The organism is Alishewanella aestuarii B11, assembly GCF_000280055.1.
Classification (GTDB): domain Bacteria; phylum Pseudomonadota; class Gammaproteobacteria; order Enterobacterales; family Alteromonadaceae; genus Alishewanella; species Alishewanella aestuarii.
Map to the genome: position 1 here is coordinate 402,724 of NZ_ALAB01000027.1, position 18,023 is coordinate 420,746.

General features: G+C 51.0%; 16 protein-coding genes and 1 tRNA gene. 9 read left to right on the plus strand and 8 right to left on the minus strand.

Annotated features, from left to right (window positions below; genetic code table 11):
• Positions 1–76 precede the first annotated feature (76 nt).
• The gene (locus tag AEST_RS11440; protein ID WP_008609192.1) at positions 77–1,210 is read left to right on the plus strand and encodes an HD-GYP domain-containing protein; all 1,134 of its coding nucleotides are present in this window, start codon (positions 77–79) and stop codon (positions 1,208–1,210) included.
• 4 nt (positions 1,211–1,214) lie between these two features.
• Here AEST_RS11440 and AEST_RS11445 read toward each other — a convergent pair whose 3' ends face one another.
• Entirely contained in the window at positions 1,215–1,913 is a 699-nt protein-coding gene (locus tag AEST_RS11445; protein ID WP_008609193.1) for a general secretion pathway protein GspB, read from the minus strand.
• Position 1,914: 1 nt separating this feature from the next.
• Positions 1,915–2,844, minus strand: coding sequence for an ExeA family protein (locus AEST_RS11450; RefSeq protein WP_008609194.1), 930 nt, complete (start codon positions 2,842–2,844; stop codon positions 1,915–1,917).
• A gap of 76 nt (positions 2,845–2,920) precedes the next feature.
• Between AEST_RS11450 and AEST_RS11455 the strand changes: the two genes are divergently transcribed.
• Entirely contained in the window at positions 2,921–4,141 is a 1,221-nt protein-coding gene (locus AEST_RS11455) for a multifunctional CCA addition/repair protein (protein WP_193759647.1), read from the plus strand.
• 512 nt (positions 4,142–4,653) lie between these two features.
• Positions 4,654–5,376, plus strand: coding sequence for a hypothetical protein (locus AEST_RS11460; protein WP_008609196.1), 723 nt, complete (start codon positions 4,654–4,656; stop codon positions 5,374–5,376).
• A 70-nt stretch (positions 5,377–5,446) separates the two neighbouring features.
• On the opposite strand, the gene AEST_RS11465 is transcribed toward AEST_RS11460, so the two are convergent.
• The 3 genes from AEST_RS11465 to folB are packed head-to-tail and all read right to left on the minus strand — an operon-like array spanning position 5,447 to position 7,103.
• A complete protein-coding gene (locus AEST_RS11465; RefSeq protein WP_008609197.1) occupies positions 5,447–6,250 on the minus strand; it encodes an undecaprenyl-diphosphate phosphatase in 804 nt (267 codons plus the stop codon).
• Between the two features lie 2 nt (positions 6,251–6,252).
• Positions 6,253–6,741 (minus strand): 2-amino-4-hydroxy-6-hydroxymethyldihydropteridine diphosphokinase, encoded by a 489-nt coding sequence (gene folK / locus AEST_RS11470; RefSeq protein WP_008609198.1) that lies wholly within the window; start codon positions 6,739–6,741, stop codon positions 6,253–6,255.
• Complete coding sequence (folB, locus tag AEST_RS11475) at positions 6,741–7,103, minus strand: dihydroneopterin aldolase (protein WP_008609199.1); 363 nt, start codon at positions 7,101–7,103, stop codon at positions 6,741–6,743. The genes folK and folB overlap by 1 nt, the downstream gene beginning before the upstream one ends.
• Before the next feature lie 137 nt (positions 7,104–7,240).
• On the opposite strand from folB, the gene plsY reads away from it, so the two are divergent.
• Positions 7,241–7,846, plus strand: a complete 606-nt coding sequence (gene plsY, locus AEST_RS11480; RefSeq protein WP_008609200.1) for a glycerol-3-phosphate 1-O-acyltransferase PlsY — start codon at positions 7,241–7,243, stop codon at positions 7,844–7,846.
• A gap of 31 nt (positions 7,847–7,877) precedes the next feature.
• Here the strand turns inward: plsY and tsaD are convergent, their stop codons facing one another.
• Entirely contained in the window at positions 7,878–8,891 is a 1,014-nt protein-coding gene (gene tsaD / locus AEST_RS11485; protein ID WP_008609203.1) for a tRNA (adenosine(37)-N6)-threonylcarbamoyltransferase complex transferase subunit TsaD, read from the minus strand.
• 239 nt (positions 8,892–9,130) lie between these two features.
• On the opposite strand from tsaD, the gene rpsU reads away from it, so the two are divergent.
• The 4 genes from rpsU to AEST_RS11505 all read left to right on the plus strand — a co-directional run bounded on the left by rpsU (position 9,131) and on the right by AEST_RS11505 (position 13,540).
• Positions 9,131–9,346: a 30S ribosomal protein S21 gene (gene rpsU, locus AEST_RS11490; protein WP_008951050.1), complete on the plus strand. Its 216-nt coding sequence runs from the start codon at positions 9,131–9,133 to the stop codon at positions 9,344–9,346.
• 119 nt (positions 9,347–9,465) lie between these two features.
• Positions 9,466–11,220 carry a DNA primase gene (dnaG, locus tag AEST_RS11495; RefSeq protein ID WP_008609204.1) on the plus strand — a complete coding sequence of 585 codons (1,755 nt, stop codon included), beginning with the start codon at positions 9,466–9,468 and terminating at the stop codon, positions 11,218–11,220.
• Between the two features lie 86 nt (positions 11,221–11,306).
• Complete coding sequence (gene rpoD, locus AEST_RS11500; RefSeq protein ID WP_008609205.1) at positions 11,307–13,157, plus strand: RNA polymerase sigma factor RpoD; 1,851 nt, start codon at positions 11,307–11,309, stop codon at positions 13,155–13,157.
• A gap of 306 nt (positions 13,158–13,463) precedes the next feature.
• Positions 13,464–13,540: transfer RNA gene (locus AEST_RS11505), tRNA-Ile, on the plus strand.
• Positions 13,541–13,901: 361 nt separating this feature from the next.
• Here AEST_RS11505 and AEST_RS11510 read toward each other — a convergent pair.
• Together AEST_RS11510 and AEST_RS11515 are read right to left on the minus strand one after the other, a co-directional pair.
• Positions 13,902–14,528: a hypothetical protein gene (locus AEST_RS11510; RefSeq protein WP_008609207.1), complete on the minus strand. Its 627-nt coding sequence runs from the start codon at positions 14,526–14,528 to the stop codon at positions 13,902–13,904.
• Positions 14,529–15,039: 511 nt separating this feature from the next.
• Positions 15,040–15,729, minus strand: coding sequence for a hypothetical protein (locus AEST_RS11515; RefSeq protein ID WP_008609208.1), 690 nt, complete (start codon positions 15,727–15,729; stop codon positions 15,040–15,042).
• 234 nt (positions 15,730–15,963) lie between these two features.
• On the opposite strand from AEST_RS11515, the gene AEST_RS11520 reads away from it, so the two are divergent.
• The gene (locus tag AEST_RS11520; protein ID WP_008609209.1) at positions 15,964–18,018 is read left to right on the plus strand and encodes a S9 family peptidase; all 2,055 of its coding nucleotides are present in this window, start codon (positions 15,964–15,966) and stop codon (positions 18,016–18,018) included.
• Positions 18,019–18,023 lie beyond the last annotated feature (5 nt).

Below are 18,023 nucleotides of genomic sequence, written 5' to 3' on the forward strand. Positions count from 1 at the left end.
CAACGTAAAAGCCCACCAGATGGTGGGCTTTTTGCTATGATAGTAGTTGTAGTTTAAGGATTCAGGGCAAGGATAGATGTCTTATCAGCGCGTAACCATTGATCAGCTACAGCCTGGTAGCTATGTCGTTCAGGTTTTGGAGCAAACCGGTGATCTGGCAATCAAGCATGCCGGCTGGGTACGTAGCGTTGAAACTATTCGCCGCCTACGCGAGCAAGGCGTGCTGGCGGTGGCGATTGATCCGGCCCGGCAGCTGACTCCCACAGCAGAACCTGTCGCGACACCAACCGAACCAGCCACCAGCGCTGAACCGGCCGCCTTTCGGGCACTGTTTGCCGATGAACAACCTAAAGCAGCCCGGGTGATAGAACAGACTCAGGCCATCCAAAAACAAGTACTGCAAGCTGCCGCCCATAATGAAGCCATTGATCTTAGCTTGGTGCATGAAGTTAGTGCCGGCTTGTCTGATGCGGTTAGCCGCAACCCCGATGTGTTACTTTGCCTGGGGCGTATTGCGGAACAAAGTGATCAGCTGCTTAGGCACAGTTTAAATTGTGCTATCTACATGGCCGCTTTTGCCCGCTTTCTGAACTTGCCTAAGCATAAAATTCAGGCCCTGATCACGGCCGCACTGTTACATGATGTCGGTAAAGCCCAAAATCCGCAGTTATTGCACGCCGAAGACGCCGCGGCAATCAGCACCAGCCTCGCCGTCTTGCAGCGCAGCGCGGCCCTGGCCGGTGATATTTCACTGTGGATCAGCCAGCATTGCGCCTGCCCGGATGGCACTGGCCAGCCGCCGATCCGCGATCATCAACTGGATAATGGCAGTAAGATGTTAGCGATCGTCAACCAATACGAACAAATGTCAGCACCGGAGCATGGCTATGTTAATCCAATAGTGGTTGCCCGGCAGTTACTGGCATTGGCGCCCGCCAAGCTGGATGGGGATTTACTGCAGCTCTTTATTAAATGTATCGGTGTGTATCCACCGGGTACAGTAGTCAAACTCAGCACCGGCCGGCTGGCGCTGGTACTGGAAAACAACAGCAAAAAGCCGACGGCACCGAAAGTAAAGGTGTTCTACCATAGTGTGCATCAGCACCATATTCCGCCTAAGGTGGTAGATTTGGCCCGTTTTCCGGAAGAACAGATCGAAGCCTGTGTGGATTTGCGAAAACTGGGGCTGGATGTCAGGAATTACCTGTAATCGCTTACCACTCGCTTAAAGCTCGCATACTGAAAAGCGTATTACCAAACTCCAGCAACACATAGTGCGGGGTGATCTCTTTCAAGCGCACATCAGCAGTGATCCACTGCCCTTCCTGTAACGACTTGCCATTCACCTTGACCCAGCGCTGTGCTGGCTGGGTGGCAAACACATGCGCTTCGAACTTCAGGCGCGGTAACTGACGTTGTAAGGTCAGATCCAACATGCCAACATCCTGCGCCGGCGCACTGTGTGCGGTCAGATTGGCCGCCGGACGACTTTGCTCCGTCTCAGCCAGAGCACTGGCAAAACGCTCGCGCAGCTCCGCCGATACTTCCGGCTCCGGCTGCGCCACTGGCTCAGCACGGGCGGTATTGGTGGTTAGCGTGACTACAGGTTGCGCTTCAGGCAGCGTTTCGATTACCGGCGTCGGCGCTTCAACCTTAGCCGACTGCGCTGGTGCAACCGCCACGGCCGGCGCTTGCAACAGTGTGGCCGCAATAGTGGTGCTACTGGCTGGGGTAACAACGGGCTCGGTAACTGCAATAGCAGTTGTCTTACCTGGCAGCAGCAGATAACCGGCAATAAAACCCGCTAACACTGCCAATAACAAGGCCAGGCTAATCGCCAGATTGCGCCAGAACTGTGAAACCGGTGCCGCAACCGGTGCTTGTTGTTTTAACGCATCCATCAGGATCGACATCTTAGTCTCCACGCCACAGCGGCAGAACTTGTACTGCCAGTAAGAAGCCAAGAATTATACCGAACAACGCTAATAGCGGCCAGAGCCAGCCTGGCAGGCTTTTCTCAGTCGTCGACGCTTGATTCAGCGGCAGGATCTCGGCCGCAGCACGTTGCACTTCGTAGGCTTCAACCACCGCTTGCTGTTTACCATAGGCTGCCAATAACGCCCGATCAGCCAGCAGGTTAAGTAAACGCGGAATACCACCGCTGAGCTCGTACAGCTTTTTCACTGCCTTGTCGTTAAAGACCGGCCGCTCACAGCCGGCCACTTTCAGCCGAAAACGCACATACTGCTGCACTTCGCTAAGGTTCAGCGGCAGCAGATGATAACGGGCGGTGATCCGCTGTGCCAGCTGGCGTAAATCGTTGCGCTGTAACAGTTGTTGCAGTTCTGGCTGACCAATCAAAATCACCTGTAGCAGTTTTTTGGTGTTGGTTTCCAGATTAGTCAACAGCCGCAGTTGCTCCAGTACCGCCGGCTGTAAATGTTGAGCTTCATCGATAATCAGGATGGTCTTTTTGCCGGCGTCATGATTTTTTTGCAGTCGCTGGGTAATTTTATCGCCCAATAACTTCAGGCTGGCGTCGGTTTTTTTATAGCGGATCTTTAGCTCATCACAGATTGCTGCCAGCAGTTCCAGCTCCGACAGCGTTGGGTTTAGGATAAAGGCAACATCAGTTTGCTCATCCAGCTCCTGCAACAGGCTGCGCGATACCGTGGTTTTACCAGTACCGACCTCGCCGGTTAACAGCACAAAACCACCGGCATCGCCCAGACCAAAGCGCAGATGAGCCAAAGCCTCCGCGTGGCGGGGGCTTAAAAACATAAAGTCCGGGTTGGGTGCTATCGAAAACGGCGGGCTGCTAAAACCAAAAAATCCGCTATACATCGCTATCCTGTTTATCAGCACTGCAAATTAGGCCAAGGCGGGTATAATGGCAAAAAAACAGCAATCAGGAAAGCGTGTGCAAATTTATCTTGTTGGCGGCGCCGTGCGCGACGAACTGTTGGGCTATCCCTTTACTGAGCGTGACTATGTCGTCGTCGGCGCCAGCCCGGCGCAGATGCTGGAACTGGGCTATCAGCAGGTGGGTAAAGATTTCCCGGTATTCCTGCATCCGAAAAGCAAAGAAGAATACGCCCTGGCCCGTACCGAGCGTAAAGCCGGCTCTGGCTATACCGGTTTTAGCGTTTATGCTGCGCCTGATGTGACGCTGGAGCAAGATCTCGCCCGTCGTGATCTGACCATTAATGCGATTGCTAAAGCCGCTGACGGCAAGCTAATTGATCCCTTTGGCGGCCAGCAGGATCTTGCCCACAAGCTGCTACGCCATGTCTCTGCTGCCTTTGTGGAGGATCCGCTCAGGGTGCTGCGGGTTGCCCGCTTTTATGCCCGCTATGCCCATTTAGGTTTTAAGGTAGCACCACAAACACTGGCTTTGATGCAACAACTAAGTCGCAGTGGCGAATTACAAACCCTGAGTGCAGAGCGGGTGTGGGTCGAAACTGCCAAAGCGCTTGCGACACAAACCCCGGCCGCTTACTTTGCGTTACTACAGCAATGTGGTGCGCTTGACGCCCTGATGCCGGAGCTGGCTGCGCTGTGGGGCGTACCCCAACCGGAAAAATGGCACCCGGAAATTGATACCGGAGTCCATACTTTGCTAGTGCTGGAACAAGCGGCCAAGCTGTCAGAAAAAATCGAAGTCCGTTTTGCCAGTTTAGTGCATGACCTGGGTAAAGGTGTTACCCCAACCGAGCTGTTACCTTCCCATCATGGCCACGAGCATACGGGTTTACCGTTAATCCAGCAGCTGTGTGAGCGCTTAAGGGTACCCAATAGTTGCCGTGAACTGGCGCTGCTGGTCTGCGAGTATCATCAGTTGGTGCACCGCGCCCAGGAGCTAAAAGCCAGCACCGTGCTGAAGTTTTTCAATGCGATAGATTTATGGCGCAAACCAGAGCGACTGAACGATATTCTGCTTTGCTGCACCGCCGATCTGCGCGGCCGTACCGGCTTTGAGCAGGCGGAGTATGCGCAGGCGGCTTATTTACAACAGTTAGCAGAGGCCGCACTTAAGGTAACAGCGCAACAGGTCATGGCTACGGGTATCACAGGCCCGGCGATTAAAGAGGCATTGCAACAGGCGCGCTTACAACAGCTGCGACTGCAGGGCCTGAAATGAAGGTTTTGTGACATCGGGCTGTTTTACTTGACAGCTACGGTTCAATCTTTATACTGCGCAGCAATTTTAACCAAAGCGAGGACCCACTGTGGGCGAACAATCTGGAAGTAGGCCGTGGCCTGTTTCAGTAAAAAGCGTCTGATAGTGTAGCTCCTTTGGTGTCTACTCTGTCAGCGACAGAGTAGTGACTGTAATTCTTCGCGAATCCTCTCCTGCTCTACCACAAACAATAACCTTACAACGTATTTTTAGTTGCGCACTGCAACTGAGATCGTCAACTGGTGTTTTGTTTGAGCCTTTTTACCGTTTCAGGCACTCTCTACCCATTTAATCTGTTAACTAACGCATTCTGCTGCCGTTTTTTGTGCGCGCATCGCTATCCACCTTATTTAGCGTGGTGATGTTGCACGCCTCCAAATGTCTTGGCTTGTTGAATGTTGCCGTTAAAACCTGATTAGACCTAACTGTTAGCCCTGGTGGCCGCTTCGCCCTAACCGAAGAGGAACAGGCACATGTTACAGCAGAACCATGTTGCTTTGCGTGATGCAACCTTAGCCCCATCCAAATCGTTAGTCCTTACCCGGCTTGCTCTGAGCCTGAGCCTGGCGGCTATTACGCTACCTGCCTTAGCAGGTAGACCAATGCTAAACGACGATGCCACCATCGTCGACCACTGTCAGCTGGAAAGCTGGGTTGAACGCCAGGCTGGCGCCAATACCTTTTGGGCGGTACCGGCCTGCCGGGCCTTTGGCGTGGAATGGGGTATTGGCCTTGCCAAAACACCGGGCGGCGAACCACAGCAGTATGCCTTTGCGGCCAAGACCGAGCTGAAAACGCTTGAGAGCAATGGCTTTGGTATCACCGCGCAACTGGCTTATCAGTTTGCTGCTGACGCCCGGCAAGAGGGTGATTGGCTGTTAAACCTAGCCTACACCAGAAGCCTGGCAGATGACGCCGTCCTTATTCATACCAACCTGGGCCACCTGAAGCGCGATAGCGCAACAAACGACTGGGTCGCCGGCGTCTCAGCGCAGTTTGCCGTCCGGGAAAATCACTGGGTATTTGCAGAACTGTACCGTGAACAGGCTGGCCGGCCACTTTATCAAATTGGCTATCTGGCGGAGCTGATCCCAGAGCGGTTACAGCTCGACTTCAGCTACAGCAACAGCCTTGGCCGCTCGGGTCGTGCCGACCTGTTCACTGCCGGCCTGGTATTTTTCTTTAGCCTGCGCTAGCGTCTCACTGGCGGCAGGCTAAAAACAGCATTTAATGCAAAGGCATCTCCGCCTTCAAAACCTGATGCCGTTAATGAAAGAAGGTTAAAAACACCAGCAAACCAGCACCTAACAACAGCCGGTAAATAACAAAGGGTAGCATCCCCATCCGGCTGATAATTTTTAAGAAGAAGTGGATACAAATCAGGGCACTGATAAAGGATAAACCCAGGCCAGCAGCCAGCGCGGGTAAATCATAGGCTTGTGGCTCTTTTAATAGCTTACTGGCCTGATAACCACCAATCAGTACAATAATCGGGATCGACAATAAAAACGAGAAACGGGCGGCGCTGGCTCGATCCAGCCCCAGCATCAAGCCTGCGGTCATGGTAATCCCTGAGCGTGAGGTGCCCGGGATCAGCGAAATGGCCTGGGCAACGCCAATAATCAACACCTGGCGCCAGCCCATCTTTTCCATCACAGTATGTTGTTTGGCAGTGGCATCGGCATACCAAAGTAAGGAGCCGAAGATCAGGGTGGTAATGGCAATCACCCAGGGCGAGCGCAAATAGGTTTCAATGGCGCTGGCAAAAATCAGCCCGGCCAAACCTGCCGGTATAGTGGCAGCGATAACCATCCAGGCTAGTGTGCCATAAGTGCTTTGTTTACCGCGGCAGGAATTGACCCAGCCTACAGTAAGTTGGCCGATATCCTGTCGAAAATACAACATCACCGCCAGTAAGGTGCCAACATGCACCGCGACATCAAAAGCAATGCCCTGATCTTCCCAGCCGAAAATGGCGGACGGCAGAATTAAATGGGCAGAAGAAGAAATAGGTAAAAATTCGGTAATACCCTGAATAATCGACAGGATAATCACTTCAAGCATGCTCAAGATTAGTCACTCCATGAAAAATCAATTGGCCAGAGTTTCTGGGGTTTGTTGTAGTTTTGCCACAAAGTCGCGTAGCTTAGTTGGGTTAACGGATGAATTTGTTCCGCGGCAATTTCGGCCAACGGCCAGAGTACAAACGCATTTTCGGTTATCTCACCACGGGGCAGCTCAACCGGCTGCTGACACACCAGCTGATCGTAGGTTAGTAAATCCAGATCCAGAGTGCGACCACAAAATTTTTCCGCACCGCGCACCCGGCCAAACTGATCTTCAATTTCTTTTAACAGCGTGACGCACTCGGTCAGACTCAGCGTCGTTTCGACACCGACCACCAGATTATAAAAAGGGTCGCCGTTAAAACCGACCGCTTCGCTTTCATACACTGAGGATAGGGTCAAAGCACCAAAATGTTCGGCCAGTTTACGTACACCAGCGCGCACGTAGTGCTCCCGGTCGATATTCGAGCCGACGCTAATATAAATCAACGCCATTAGCTTAGCGCCTCGCGGCTACGCTGAATGCTGACACCAACGGTTTGCGCCGCAGGCACGGCACCCGGCTTGTACACTGTGACTTTAACATCCTGGGTCGCAAACTCGCTGAGTAGCAGCTGGGCAACCCGCTCGGCCACAGTTTCGATCAGTTCAAGCGGTTGCGCAGTAATCAACGCAACTACCCGTTCGCTAATCACGGCATAGTCCAGCGTGTGACGCAGTTCGTCACTGTGTCCGGCCAGGCTCAGATCATAACTGAGTTCCAGATCCAGCAATAAGCGCTGCTTGATCTGTTTTTCCCAGTCGTAAACGCCAATCACCGTATCAACGGCAAGTTGCTTGATAAAAACGATATCCATCCGGTGAATTCCGCATTGCGTTATTTTTCGTTTCAGGTAGGCTGGTCGGATAGGTGAAATGCAGGAACACCCGTATTCTGCTGCCCGAATAAACTGTCGTCATAGTATCGCAAAAATGGGTGCTGAGGAACCACGGAATGACCCTGCTGATCCTGATCATGATGTTAGCTGCTTACCTGCTGGGTTCGATTTCGTCGGCCGTGCTGGTGTGTCAGTTATTTCGTCTGCCGGATCCGCGCTTTCATGGCTCAGGTAATCCCGGCACCACCAATGTGCTGCGCCTGGGTGGTAAATTGCCAGCGGTATTGGTGCTGGTCTTCGATATCCTGAAAGGCACTATCCCGGTCTGGGGCTCATACTTTCTGAAAATTGAACCACTGTGGTTGGGGATTATTGCGATTTGCGCCTGCCTGGGGCATATCTATCCATTATTTTTTGGCTTTAAAGGCGGCAAAGCCGTGGCCACTGCCTTTGGCGCCATGATGCCGATTGGACTGGATCTGGCGGGCTTGCTGATTGGTACCTGGCTGCTGGTAGTATTACTGACCGGTTATTCGTCGCTCGGTGCGCTGATCACCGTCGCGCTGGCGCCGCTCTTCACCTGGTGGATCAAACCACTCTATACCTTGCCGGTACTGATGCTAAGTATCCTGATTATTGCCCGTCATCATGAAAATATCCGCCGGCTCTACCGCCGGCAGGAAAGTAAGATTTGGGATAAATCCAAGCGGGTACGCGAATAACCCGCTTGCGACCGTTTCCATAAGTGCCGCGTTAAATCGCTGGCAGCTGCTCCAGTGGCCAGCGTGGCGTAACACCAATCGATAAATCCTGTTGCTGCCCGGCTTTTAAACGCTGGTAACCGGCAAAGGCAATCATAGCGCCGTTATCGGTGCAAAATTCCTTGCGTGGATAATACACTTCCCCTTTCAGGCTTTGCATTAATGCCGCCAGTTGCTGGCGCAGTGATTCATTAGCACTAACACCACCGGCAATTACCAGCCGCTTGTAGCCGGTTTGCTCCAAAGCGCGGCGGCATTTAATCAGCAAAGTATCCACCACTGCCTGCTGAAAAGAGGCGGCGATATCAGCCTGCACCTGTGCCGAGTTGCCTTCTTTTTGAATCACCATCGAGGCCGCGGTTTTTAAGCCACTAAAGCTAAAATCCAGCCCGGGACGATCGGTCATCGGCCGCGGAAAGCTGTACTTTTTCGCATCGCCCTGCGTGGCTAGTTTCGCCAGTAACGGTCCGCCCGGATAATCCAGCCCCATCAACTTGGCCGTTTTATCAAAGGCTTCACCGGCGGCATCGTCTATCGACTCCCCCAGTAACTGATACTGCCCGATGCCCTTCACTGCCACCAACTGGGTATGACCGCCTGAGACCAGCAACGCCAGAAACGGAAATTCGGGGGCTCTCTCTTCCAGCATCGGTGCCAACAAATGGCCTTCCATATGATGTACCGCCAGCGCCGGCTTTTGCCAGGCAAAGGCTAAACTGCGGCCCAACGTTGCCCCGACCAGTAACGCACCCGCCAGGCCGGGGCCGGCAGTATAGGCGACGCCATCAATATCGGCTGCCGTCAGCCCCGCTTCGTTTAACGCCTGTTTAATTAATGGCAGGGTTTTACGCACATGATCACGCGATGCTAATTCCGGTACTACGCCACCATAATCGGCATGCAGTGGTATCTGACTATACAGCACATGGCTCAGCAGGCCGCGCTCACCATCGTAGATGGCAATGCCGGTTTCATCGCAGGAAGTTTCTATTCCCAGTACTCGCATCGTTCAGACCTCTGTTTCGGGCGGAAAAGCAGGAAAAAGATCGCTTAGTGCATCGCACTTCGCTATACTCAGCGCCCTGAAAAACGTGCATTGTAGCGGCTTGGCGCCCTGGTCGCCAGAGGATCTGATTTAAGATCGCACAAGCGCTTTACTTTAGTGGTGCTTTTTGCGTAGAATACCGCACCATTTTTAATCGTATTGGTTAACGAAAACCAGTTTTGGCCTGAGGTGAGAATTTAATGCCTGTAGTTAAAGTAAAAGAAAACGAACCGTTTGACGTAGCCCTGCGTCGTTTCAAGCGCTCATGTGAAAAAGCCGGCGTTTTAGCTGACGTACGTGCGAAAGAGTTCTACGAAAAACCAACGTGGATCCGCAAGCGCAAGAAAGCTGCTGCTGTTAAGCGTCACGCGAAGAAAATGTCTCGCGAAAACGCACGTCGTATCCGCCTGTACTAAGTTACAGCTGCCGGATAACGGTGCAGGGCTCACCAGCCCTGGTTTAAATGCTTTATCTGCACACCGTGTTCTATGAACACGGTTTGTCTTTTTCTAAGACCCGAATAAAAAGGACAACAGTGGCAGGACAAATTCCCCGTCAATTTATCGATGAGCTACTGGCCCGCACGGACATAGTAGAACTGATTGATAAGCGCGTACCGCTTAAAAAAGCCGGTAGCCGCAATTACACGGCCTGCTGCCCTTTTCATAACGAAAAATCCCCGTCTTTTACTGTCAGCCCGGACAAGCAATTTTATCATTGCTTTGGCTGCGGCGCACATGGCAATGCCATCAGCTTTATGATGGAATTTGAGCAGTTGGAATTTGTTGAAGCCATTGAAGAGCTGGCCAAAGATCTGCATCTGGAAGTGCCACGCGAAAAAGGCCAATTTAATAACAGACCACAAGCCCAGGCTGATGACTACACGCTAATGCAACAAGCGGCCAGTTATTATCAGCAGCAGTTGCAACAACATCCGAAAGCCGCAGAGGTGCAGGCCTATCTGACCAAACGCGGCCTGAGTGCACAGAGTATTGCCGACTACCAGCTGGGCTATGCGCCAGAGAGCTGGGATGGGCTGCTGAAGCATTTTAACGCCAACAGTAAAGCCAAACGCGACCAGCTCTACGATTTAAAACTGATTAGCCGCAACGACAACGGCCGCGAGTTTGATTTTTTCCGTGACCGCCTGATGTTTCCCATTCGCGACAAGCGCGGCCGGGTGATTGCGTTTGGTGGTCGGGTACTGGGTGATGGCCAGCCTAAATACCTGAACTCACCGGAAACCCGGCTATTTCACAAGGGCCGTGAGCTGTATGGTCTGTATGAAGCGCGGCAGCAACCGGGCCATCTGGAACGGTTACTGGTGGTCGAAGGCTATATGGATGTAGTGGCATTAGCGGAACACGATATCCGCTTTGCGGTGGCCTGCTTGGGCACCGCCACGACCTCAGATCATTTTCATACGTTGTTTCGCTATACCAGCCAGGTGATTTGCTGCTATGACGGTGACCGCGCCGGTCGCGATGCTGCCTGGCGCGCGCTGCAAAATGCCCTGCCACAACTAAAAGACGGTGTGGAGCTAAAATTTGTATTTTTACCCGATGGTGAAGACCCGGATTCACTGGTGCAAAAAGAAGGCAAAGCCGCCTTTTTAGAGCGGTTGGCGCAAGCCAAACCACTCAGCCAATATTTATTTGAACATTTACTGGCTGAAAGTGACCCCAGCTCTGATGCCGGAAAAACCGCGCTGGCGGCTAAGGCTACGGAGCTGATCCGCCAGGTACCAGGCACCTATTATCAGGAACAGCTGAGCAGCAAGCTGGATAATTTACTCGGCCGCCAAAGTGCCCGCACAACCAAAGCTCCGGCCAAAGCACGGCCAGTGGCACCATCGACCACGCTAAAAATTACGCCAATGCGCCGGGCTATTGCCCTATTACTGCAAAATCCGGGTTTAGTACAGGTTATGCCGGATGCCCCCGAGCTGGCCGACGCCGCCTTGCCCGGCATCAATTTATTGCTGAGCCTGCAGCAGCATATTCTGGCTAAACCGGGAATTACTACTGCACAATTGCTGGAATACTGGAGAGATCTGCCAGAGCATACCATACTGTTAAAGTTAGCAAGTTGGGAACATCAAATTGCGCCCGAGCAACTGACGCAGGATTTCCTCGATACTTTTCATTCAATTGAGGATTTATATCTGCAACAGCGGCTGGAAGCCCTGGAACGAAAAGACAAACTGCAGCAACTAACAAAAGCCGAATGGCAGGAATATCATTTGTTGCTACAAGCGCTGAAAAGCAAAAAACCGCGTCCGGTGAATTAATGGCGGCTGGCTAGAAAAGCCCCGCTTTGTTATAATCGCCAGTTCGCATTTTTAGATTAATCAACTTTGGTGGAAGATAAGTCTCTATGGAGCAAAGTCCTCAGTCGCAGTTAAAACTCCTGATCCTGAAAGGTAAAGAGCAAGGGTATCTGACCTTTGCCGAAGTAAACGATCACCTTCCACAAGACATTATCGACTCTGATCAGATCGAAGATATTATTCGCATGATCAACGATATGGGTATTCAGGTCTTCGAAAGTGCCCCTGATACCGATGATCTGATTATGTCTGATGCCACCGCCGATGAAGATGCGGTGGAAGAAGCGGCTCAGGCGCTGGTCAGCGTAGACAAAGAACTGGGTCGTACTACCGATCCGGTGCGGATGTATATGCGCGAAATGGGTACCGTGGAACTGTTAACCCGCGAGGGCGAAATCGATATCGCCAAGCGCATTGAAGACGGGATTAACCAGGTACAAACCTCTGTTGCCGAATATCCGGAAGCCATTACTTACCTGCTGGAACAGTGGGATAAATACGAAGCGGAAGAAATCCGCTTAAGCGATATCGTTTCGGCTTTCGTTGACCCGAATGAAGTCGATGATGCCCCGGTAATGGGTAGCAATATCGGCTCCGACTTACCGGAAGAACATCAGGACGACAGTTCTGATACTGACGATGACAGCGACGAAGACGGCGATGCCGACAGTGATGACGGCGACAGCGGCCCGGATCCGGAGCTGGCAAAACAAAAATTTGCCGAGCTGCGTACCCAGTACGAGGTGACCCGCAATTCGATCGTGCAAAACGGTCGTGAGCATCCCACTACCAAAACCGAAATTGAAAAGCTAAGCGAAGTCTTCCGCTGCTTCCGCCTGGTACCTAAGCAATTCGACCGCCTGGTTAAAAACATGCGTGAGATGATGGACCGGGTGCGGGTGCAGGAACGGCTGGTAATGAAACACGCCGTTGAATACGCCAAGATGCCGAAGAAAAACTTCGTTAAAGCCTTTACCGGCCACGAAACTTCAACTGCCTGGGTTGATGCCGAAATCAGTGGCAACAAACCCTATTCAGCAAAACTGGCGGAAGCCAAAGACGAGTTAATTCGCTGCATTGAAAAACTGAAGAAGGTCGAAGAAGAAACTGGCCTCAGCATCTTTAAAATTAAAGATATCAACCGCAGGATGTCGATTGGTGAAGCTAAAGCCCGCCGCGCCAAGAAAGAAATGGTAGAGGCGAACTTACGTCTGGTTATTTCGATTGCCAAGAAGTACACCAACCGTGGCTTACAGTTCCTGGACTTAATTCAGGAAGGTAATATCGGCCTGATGAAAGCGGTAGATAAATTCGAATACCGCCGTGGCTATAAGTTCTCAACTTATGCAACCTGGTGGATCCGCCAGGCCATTACCCGCTCTATCGCTGACCAGGCGCGGACCATCCGTATCCCGGTGCATATGATTGAAACCATCAACAAGCTAAACCGTATTTCACGGCAAATGCTGCAGGAGATGGGTCGCGAACCCTCACCAGAGGAATTATCAGAACGGATGCAAATGCCGGAAGATAAGATCCGCAAGGTACTGAAGATCGCCAAAGAGCCGATTTCAATGGAAACGCCGATTGGTGATGATGAAGATTCGCATCTGGGCGACTTTATCGAAGACTCCAGCGGTGAATCACCACTGGACTCTGCGACCATGGAAAGCCTGAAAAACGCCACTAACGAAGTACTGGCTGGCTTAACCGCCCGCGAAGCCAAGGTTCTGCGGATGCGGTTTGGAATCGATATGAATACCGACCATACGCTGGAAGAAGTGGGCAAACAGTTTGACGTAACGCGTGAGCGGATCCGGCAAATTGAAGCCAAGGCCCTGCGTAAGCTGCGCCACCCTTCACGCTCTGAAGTACTAAAAAGCTTCCTGGACGAGTAATTACAGCTCTGTCCGCTAGAAACCAAAGGCGCTTTTTAGCGTCTTTGGTGTTTTAAGCGTTTTCAGCGTAAAAAAGCAGCAACCAATTGAAGTTAGTGTCAGAAGCCGGATGACAAAGTTAGTAAAAGTTTTTATACTTCCTCGCGTTTGCATGGTCCCATAGCTTAGGCGAAAGGCGGTCACCGTAGGTGATGAGAAGTGACTTAACGTCACTTCGAAAGACTTGAGCGCGAGGCCGTGGATGGCCGAGCTGAGTGCCGATCATCAGGGATGTGTTAGCACAAAAGTCAAAAGTTTAGTTTGTACGGCCCCATAGCTCAGTTGGTTAGAGCACTCGACTCATAATCGATCGGTCGCTGGTTCGAGTCCAGCTGGGGCCACCATTTTTAAAGGCTTGTTGTTTTACCCTACTTCCTGAAAATAGCTCGGTGCTACCTCTGTGCTACCGACATCGTACAACCTCCGCACTTTGTTTTTCAACCATATTTCTATTTGATTAAATTTTGTATACCAAAATAATCCGCGTATTGCTTGTACGAAGAAAATGAGCTGTAAACGTGGGATATATCGAAACCCGCTAAAACGGAACAAAATGATGAAAACGACGTAAGCACTGAAAGCTCTTAAGTTTACGAGGCGACAGCGCATGCCAGTTCTTAAGTGTACTAGCTCAGACTTGATCTGACAGTTACCAGTTTTTCACGGTGTCTGTCAGATTAAGTCGAGACTAATTCACATTAGGTTTTAGAAAAAATCTGGCTTGCAATTCACATATTGCTTGGCTATCTCGGTATATTTTTGTTTAATCTTCTCGTATTCGGCAGTCCATTTTGCATTATTGGCGCTAAATTGCTTAATACCCGCGATTTCAACATTAATTTTATCAAGCAAAGCTTGGCACTTTTCTCTTTCTAGATTTCGTTGTCGCATGCTCTCCTGTTGCGCCAGACGCTCCTGCTCTCTCTCCTCGATTGCCCGTTGCTGGGTTGCGATTCTTTCCTGCTCGAGTTTGGCTAGTTCAGCTTTTATCTCATCTAATCTATTAGATGAGATACGCTTATACTTATCCTTTCCAACGATCAAAGTATCGCTTTCTGACAACACTAAAAAAATGTTACTCAAACCGTTGTTAAAGCTCAGTTGACCGTCAACTTTGGCTAGAGCACTAAAATTGTGGCTATTGCTATTATCATGCTTATCCTTCAAAACAGTGGTATTAAGTAGGAAAATGCCATCAGCTTGTTTTATTTCAATAACTTCTTTACGGTTTTCGTCTTGCCTCTCCCAGAGGCCAGGATATGCCTCGTAGGGGTTTTTCGAACAAGCTGATAAGAAAAGTATTACCAGGCCAAATAGTTTGAATTTAATCATGTAACATCCTTTTTAATATAGAAGACAATAAAACATTATATTAACAAGTTGAGGCATATTGGGAAATAAAAACTTAAAGTTTTGAAGCGGGGTAAAGTATCTGAAGTTTCCGGGAGTCTGCTGGCCATTGATCCACTATCCGGTATTTATAATGCTCCCATTTTCAAAACTTTCATGCCAAGCTATCCCTAGTTTTCGAAACTGAGCAGTAGTAACAGAGCAAACTCAACTTTTTAGCGTGAACTGCCTGTTGTCTTATAGGTTTGTGATTAAATTCATACTATCGGCGTTTCATTACGCCCCCATCAAGAAGCCACTCTATATCACTAGCGAAATCAAAAGGTGTTATTTGGATAGCTTTGGCCTTCTCACAAACGGCTTTGGAAAACTCCGACTCAAGAATACCTATATTAGAACCATACCCTGGAATGAGTAAAAATTTTTGCGTGTTTCTTTCTTCGTCAGTAATTTTTCTGGCATTTGATACTAACCAGTATGATGCATTGCTCCATTACAACCGCTGCACACCAAACCGCACCTGCACCCCAGCCTGCCGATATAAGCCGGTTAAATACTGCTGTAATGACTGAGCTAAATCGTCCTGTGGGCAATCGCACCATAACAAAAAGTGTGGTGGCATAACGCTGCGCTCTTGTTGTGGTGGCGGGTTACAATCACTGCGGATCACAAAGTTAGCCGGTCCGGGCAAGGTCAGCCGGCTTGGGATTATGCCGCGAACAGTGATCTGCCGGCTCAGATATTGGATCTGGGTACTTTCATCGGCCTGGCCGCTAAATTGCTCGGTAAAGTCATCGATTTGCATTGGCAAGCGTTGCTGTGGCAAGCCAAGCTGCTGCAGTAAGGCGGAGCTGAGCCAAAGATCATTATTGCCTGTTGGCCCCAACCAGTCAGGCTGGAAGATAAAACTTTGCTGCTCAAAACAGTACTGCATTACCAACACCGGCTGCATACCAGTGCCCTGTAATTGCAACAGCTGACTATCAAAGCTGGTGACTGCCCGATTACGGATATCGAGGCTGAGAAAGGCCTGTACCTGCTGCGCTGGCGGTGACGCGGTATCTTTCCCGACAGCTACCGCAGTAGCCGATTGTGGTGTTACCAGCCAGAGTTGCCCGGCAGCCATAGTCTGCGCGCCGTAAAGCAAGGCACTGAGCAGTAAATAAGCGATAAGGTTACGCATCAGAACTCTCCCGCGTTAATCTGGCAACAGGTCCGCTAATATCAGCGAAACCGGCGCTAATTTGTACAAACAAGCAAAGCCTAGTCAGGCCGCAATAGCTTTGCCAGCATCCAGATCAAAGAAGCTGACGCTTTCTTACGATGGTCCTGAAAATTATGAGCTTTGCCGGATTTTTAGTTGCAGTGCGGTATGGAACAGGTAAGGTACAGACAAAATAATCACGCAAGAGGTTTTATGAAACTGTTACCCCTGGCTGGCCTATTAGCCGCAATCAGTTTTGCACCTGCGGTGCTGGCAAGCAGCGCAAATATCAATACTGCTACGCCACTGCAAGCCGAAGATATTTTCCGTCTGGCTGGTGCCAACGATGTGCAAATCTCGCCTGATGGCAAACGTGTTGTCTATGTACGGCAGCAAAATAATGTCATGACTGATCGTACCGAGAGCAGCTTATGGTTACTGGATCTTGATACCGGCGCCCATTCGCCGCTGTTTGCCGATAATTTTAGCTACAGTCAGCCACGTTGGGCGCCGGATAATAACCGTATTGCCTTTGTTTCTGAACGTGATGGCAGCAGTCAGATTTATGTGTATTGGTTGAAGGAGCAAAAAACGGCAGCAATTAGCCAGGTGCAGTTGCGTCCCGGTCAGCTTAGCTGGTCGCCGGATGGTCAGCAGATTGCCTTTATGGCAGACGTACCCGCTCCTGCCACCGAGTTTGCCAAAAGTGTTTATCAACCGAAAAAACCCGCTAACGCGAACTGGGCCGCCAGCCCCATCGTGGTCGAGCGTACTTATTATCAGGCAGATGGTCGCGGCGTTATGCGATCTGCCTACACCCAGATTTTTGTACTACCGGCTGATGGTGGCGTAGAGCGACAGCTCACCACTGGTGCTTTTGAACATCGGGGGCCCTTAGTCTGGACAACCGATAGCCAAAACCTGATTTTCTCCGCCAACCGTCATCCGGATTGGGAGTTACAAAGCCGCCAGGCCGACTTATATCAGGTGAATCTGCGCAATCAACAACTGACCCAGCTGACCAGCTTAGACGGTGAAGAAGCGGAACCAGCGTTGTCGCCAGATGGTAAAACGCTGGCCTTTACCTTTACCCGGCCGGATGCCGTATCTTACGTTAACAGTAAACTGAAGCTGCTGGATCTGGGTTCACGGCAGATCCGGATGTTGGCAGCTGAGCTGGATCGTAGTGTCGAAAATCCAAATTGGGTTAACAATAACACCCTGGTATTCCAGTATGCTGATCGTGGCCTGACTAAGGTTGCACAAATCAGTACCCGCGACCGCATGACCGACTTAGTCTCAGATCTGGGCGGTACCAGCTGGGGCCGGCCATACTTAAGCGGCATGTATAGCGTCGCCAGCAATGGCACCTTGGCTTACACTCAGGGCAGCAGCCAGCGCCCGGCCGAAGTGGCCGTGTTTCGGAATAAGGCCAGCCGCACCCTTACCGATCTCAATGGTGGGTTGTTGGCACAGCGTCAGCTCGGTAAGGTGCAGGAGATCCGCTACACTTCGACTGCCGGCAATGAAGAAATCCAGGCCTGGTATATTACGCCGCCTGATTTCGACCCCAGCAAAAAATATCCGCTGATCCTGGAAATTCATGGTGGACCACATCTGGCCTATGGTCCGCAGTTTGCTGCTGAGCTACAACGCTATGCCGCTGAAGGTTATGTGGTGTTGTATAACAACTACCGCGGCAGTACCAGCTATGGCGAGCGCTTTGCGATGCTGCTGCACTACAATTATTCCTCTGAGCATGACTTTAAAGACCATATGTCGGGGGTCGATGCGATGCTGGCGAAAGGCTTTATCGATCAGAATAACCTGTTTATCGCAGGCGGTTCGGCCGGTGGCATAGCAACCCTGTATGCGGTAGGTTTAACCCAGCGTTTTAATGCTGCTGCGGCGACCAATCCGGTGGTTAACTGGACCTCAAAAGTCCTGGCTGCCGACAGCTATGTTGGTCAAATCCGTAATCAGTTCCCCGGTACCCCCTGGGATGAACAGGCGCATTACTGGCAGCGCTCACCACTTTCTTTAGTGGGTAACGTTAGCACGCCGGTGTTACTGTTTACCGGTGAAAAAGACCGGCGCACACCTATTGCAGAGACTGAACAATACTATCAGGCACTGCAGTTACGGCAGGTTGATAGTGCCATGGTGCGGGTACCCGATGCTTACCATGGTGTCACTAACCGGCCGTCATGGTTAATTGCCAAGGTGGAGCATGCGCTGGCCTGGTTTAAGCGCTACCGCAAGGACTAAACCTT

Excerpts from the sequence above, each read along its gene's own strand:
- AEST_RS11440 (WP_008609192.1), top strand. The coding sequence starts at position 77 with ATGTCTTATCAGCGCGTAACCATTGATCAGCTACAGCCTGGTAGCTAT.
- AEST_RS11445 (WP_008609193.1), bottom strand. The coding sequence starts at position 1,913 with ATGTCGATCCTGATGGATGCGTTAAAACAACAAGCACCGGTTGCGGCA.
- AEST_RS11450 (WP_008609194.1), bottom strand. The coding sequence starts at position 2,844 with ATGTATAGCGGATTTTTTGGTTTTAGCAGCCCGCCGTTTTCGATAGCA.
- AEST_RS11460 (WP_008609196.1), top strand. The coding sequence starts at position 4,654 with ATGTTACAGCAGAACCATGTTGCTTTGCGTGATGCAACCTTAGCCCCA.
- folK (WP_008609198.1), bottom strand. The coding sequence starts at position 6,741 with ATGGCGTTGATTTATATTAGCGTCGGCTCGAATATCGACCGGGAGCAC.
- folB (WP_008609199.1), bottom strand. The coding sequence starts at position 7,103 with ATGGATATCGTTTTTATCAAGCAACTTGCCGTTGATACGGTGATTGGC.
- plsY (WP_008609200.1), top strand. The coding sequence starts at position 7,241 with ATGACCCTGCTGATCCTGATCATGATGTTAGCTGCTTACCTGCTGGGT.
- tsaD (WP_008609203.1), bottom strand. The coding sequence starts at position 8,891 with ATGCGAGTACTGGGAATAGAAACTTCCTGCGATGAAACCGGCATTGCC.
- rpsU (WP_008951050.1), top strand. The coding sequence starts at position 9,131 with ATGCCTGTAGTTAAAGTAAAAGAAAACGAACCGTTTGACGTAGCCCTG.
- rpoD (WP_008609205.1), top strand. The coding sequence starts at position 11,307 with ATGGAGCAAAGTCCTCAGTCGCAGTTAAAACTCCTGATCCTGAAAGGT.
- AEST_RS11510 (WP_008609207.1), bottom strand. The coding sequence starts at position 14,528 with ATGATTAAATTCAAACTATTTGGCCTGGTAATACTTTTCTTATCAGCT.
- AEST_RS11515 (WP_008609208.1), bottom strand. The coding sequence starts at position 15,729 with ATGCGTAACCTTATCGCTTATTTACTGCTCAGTGCCTTGCTTTACGGC.
- AEST_RS11520 (WP_008609209.1), top strand. The coding sequence starts at position 15,964 with ATGAAACTGTTACCCCTGGCTGGCCTATTAGCCGCAATCAGTTTTGCA.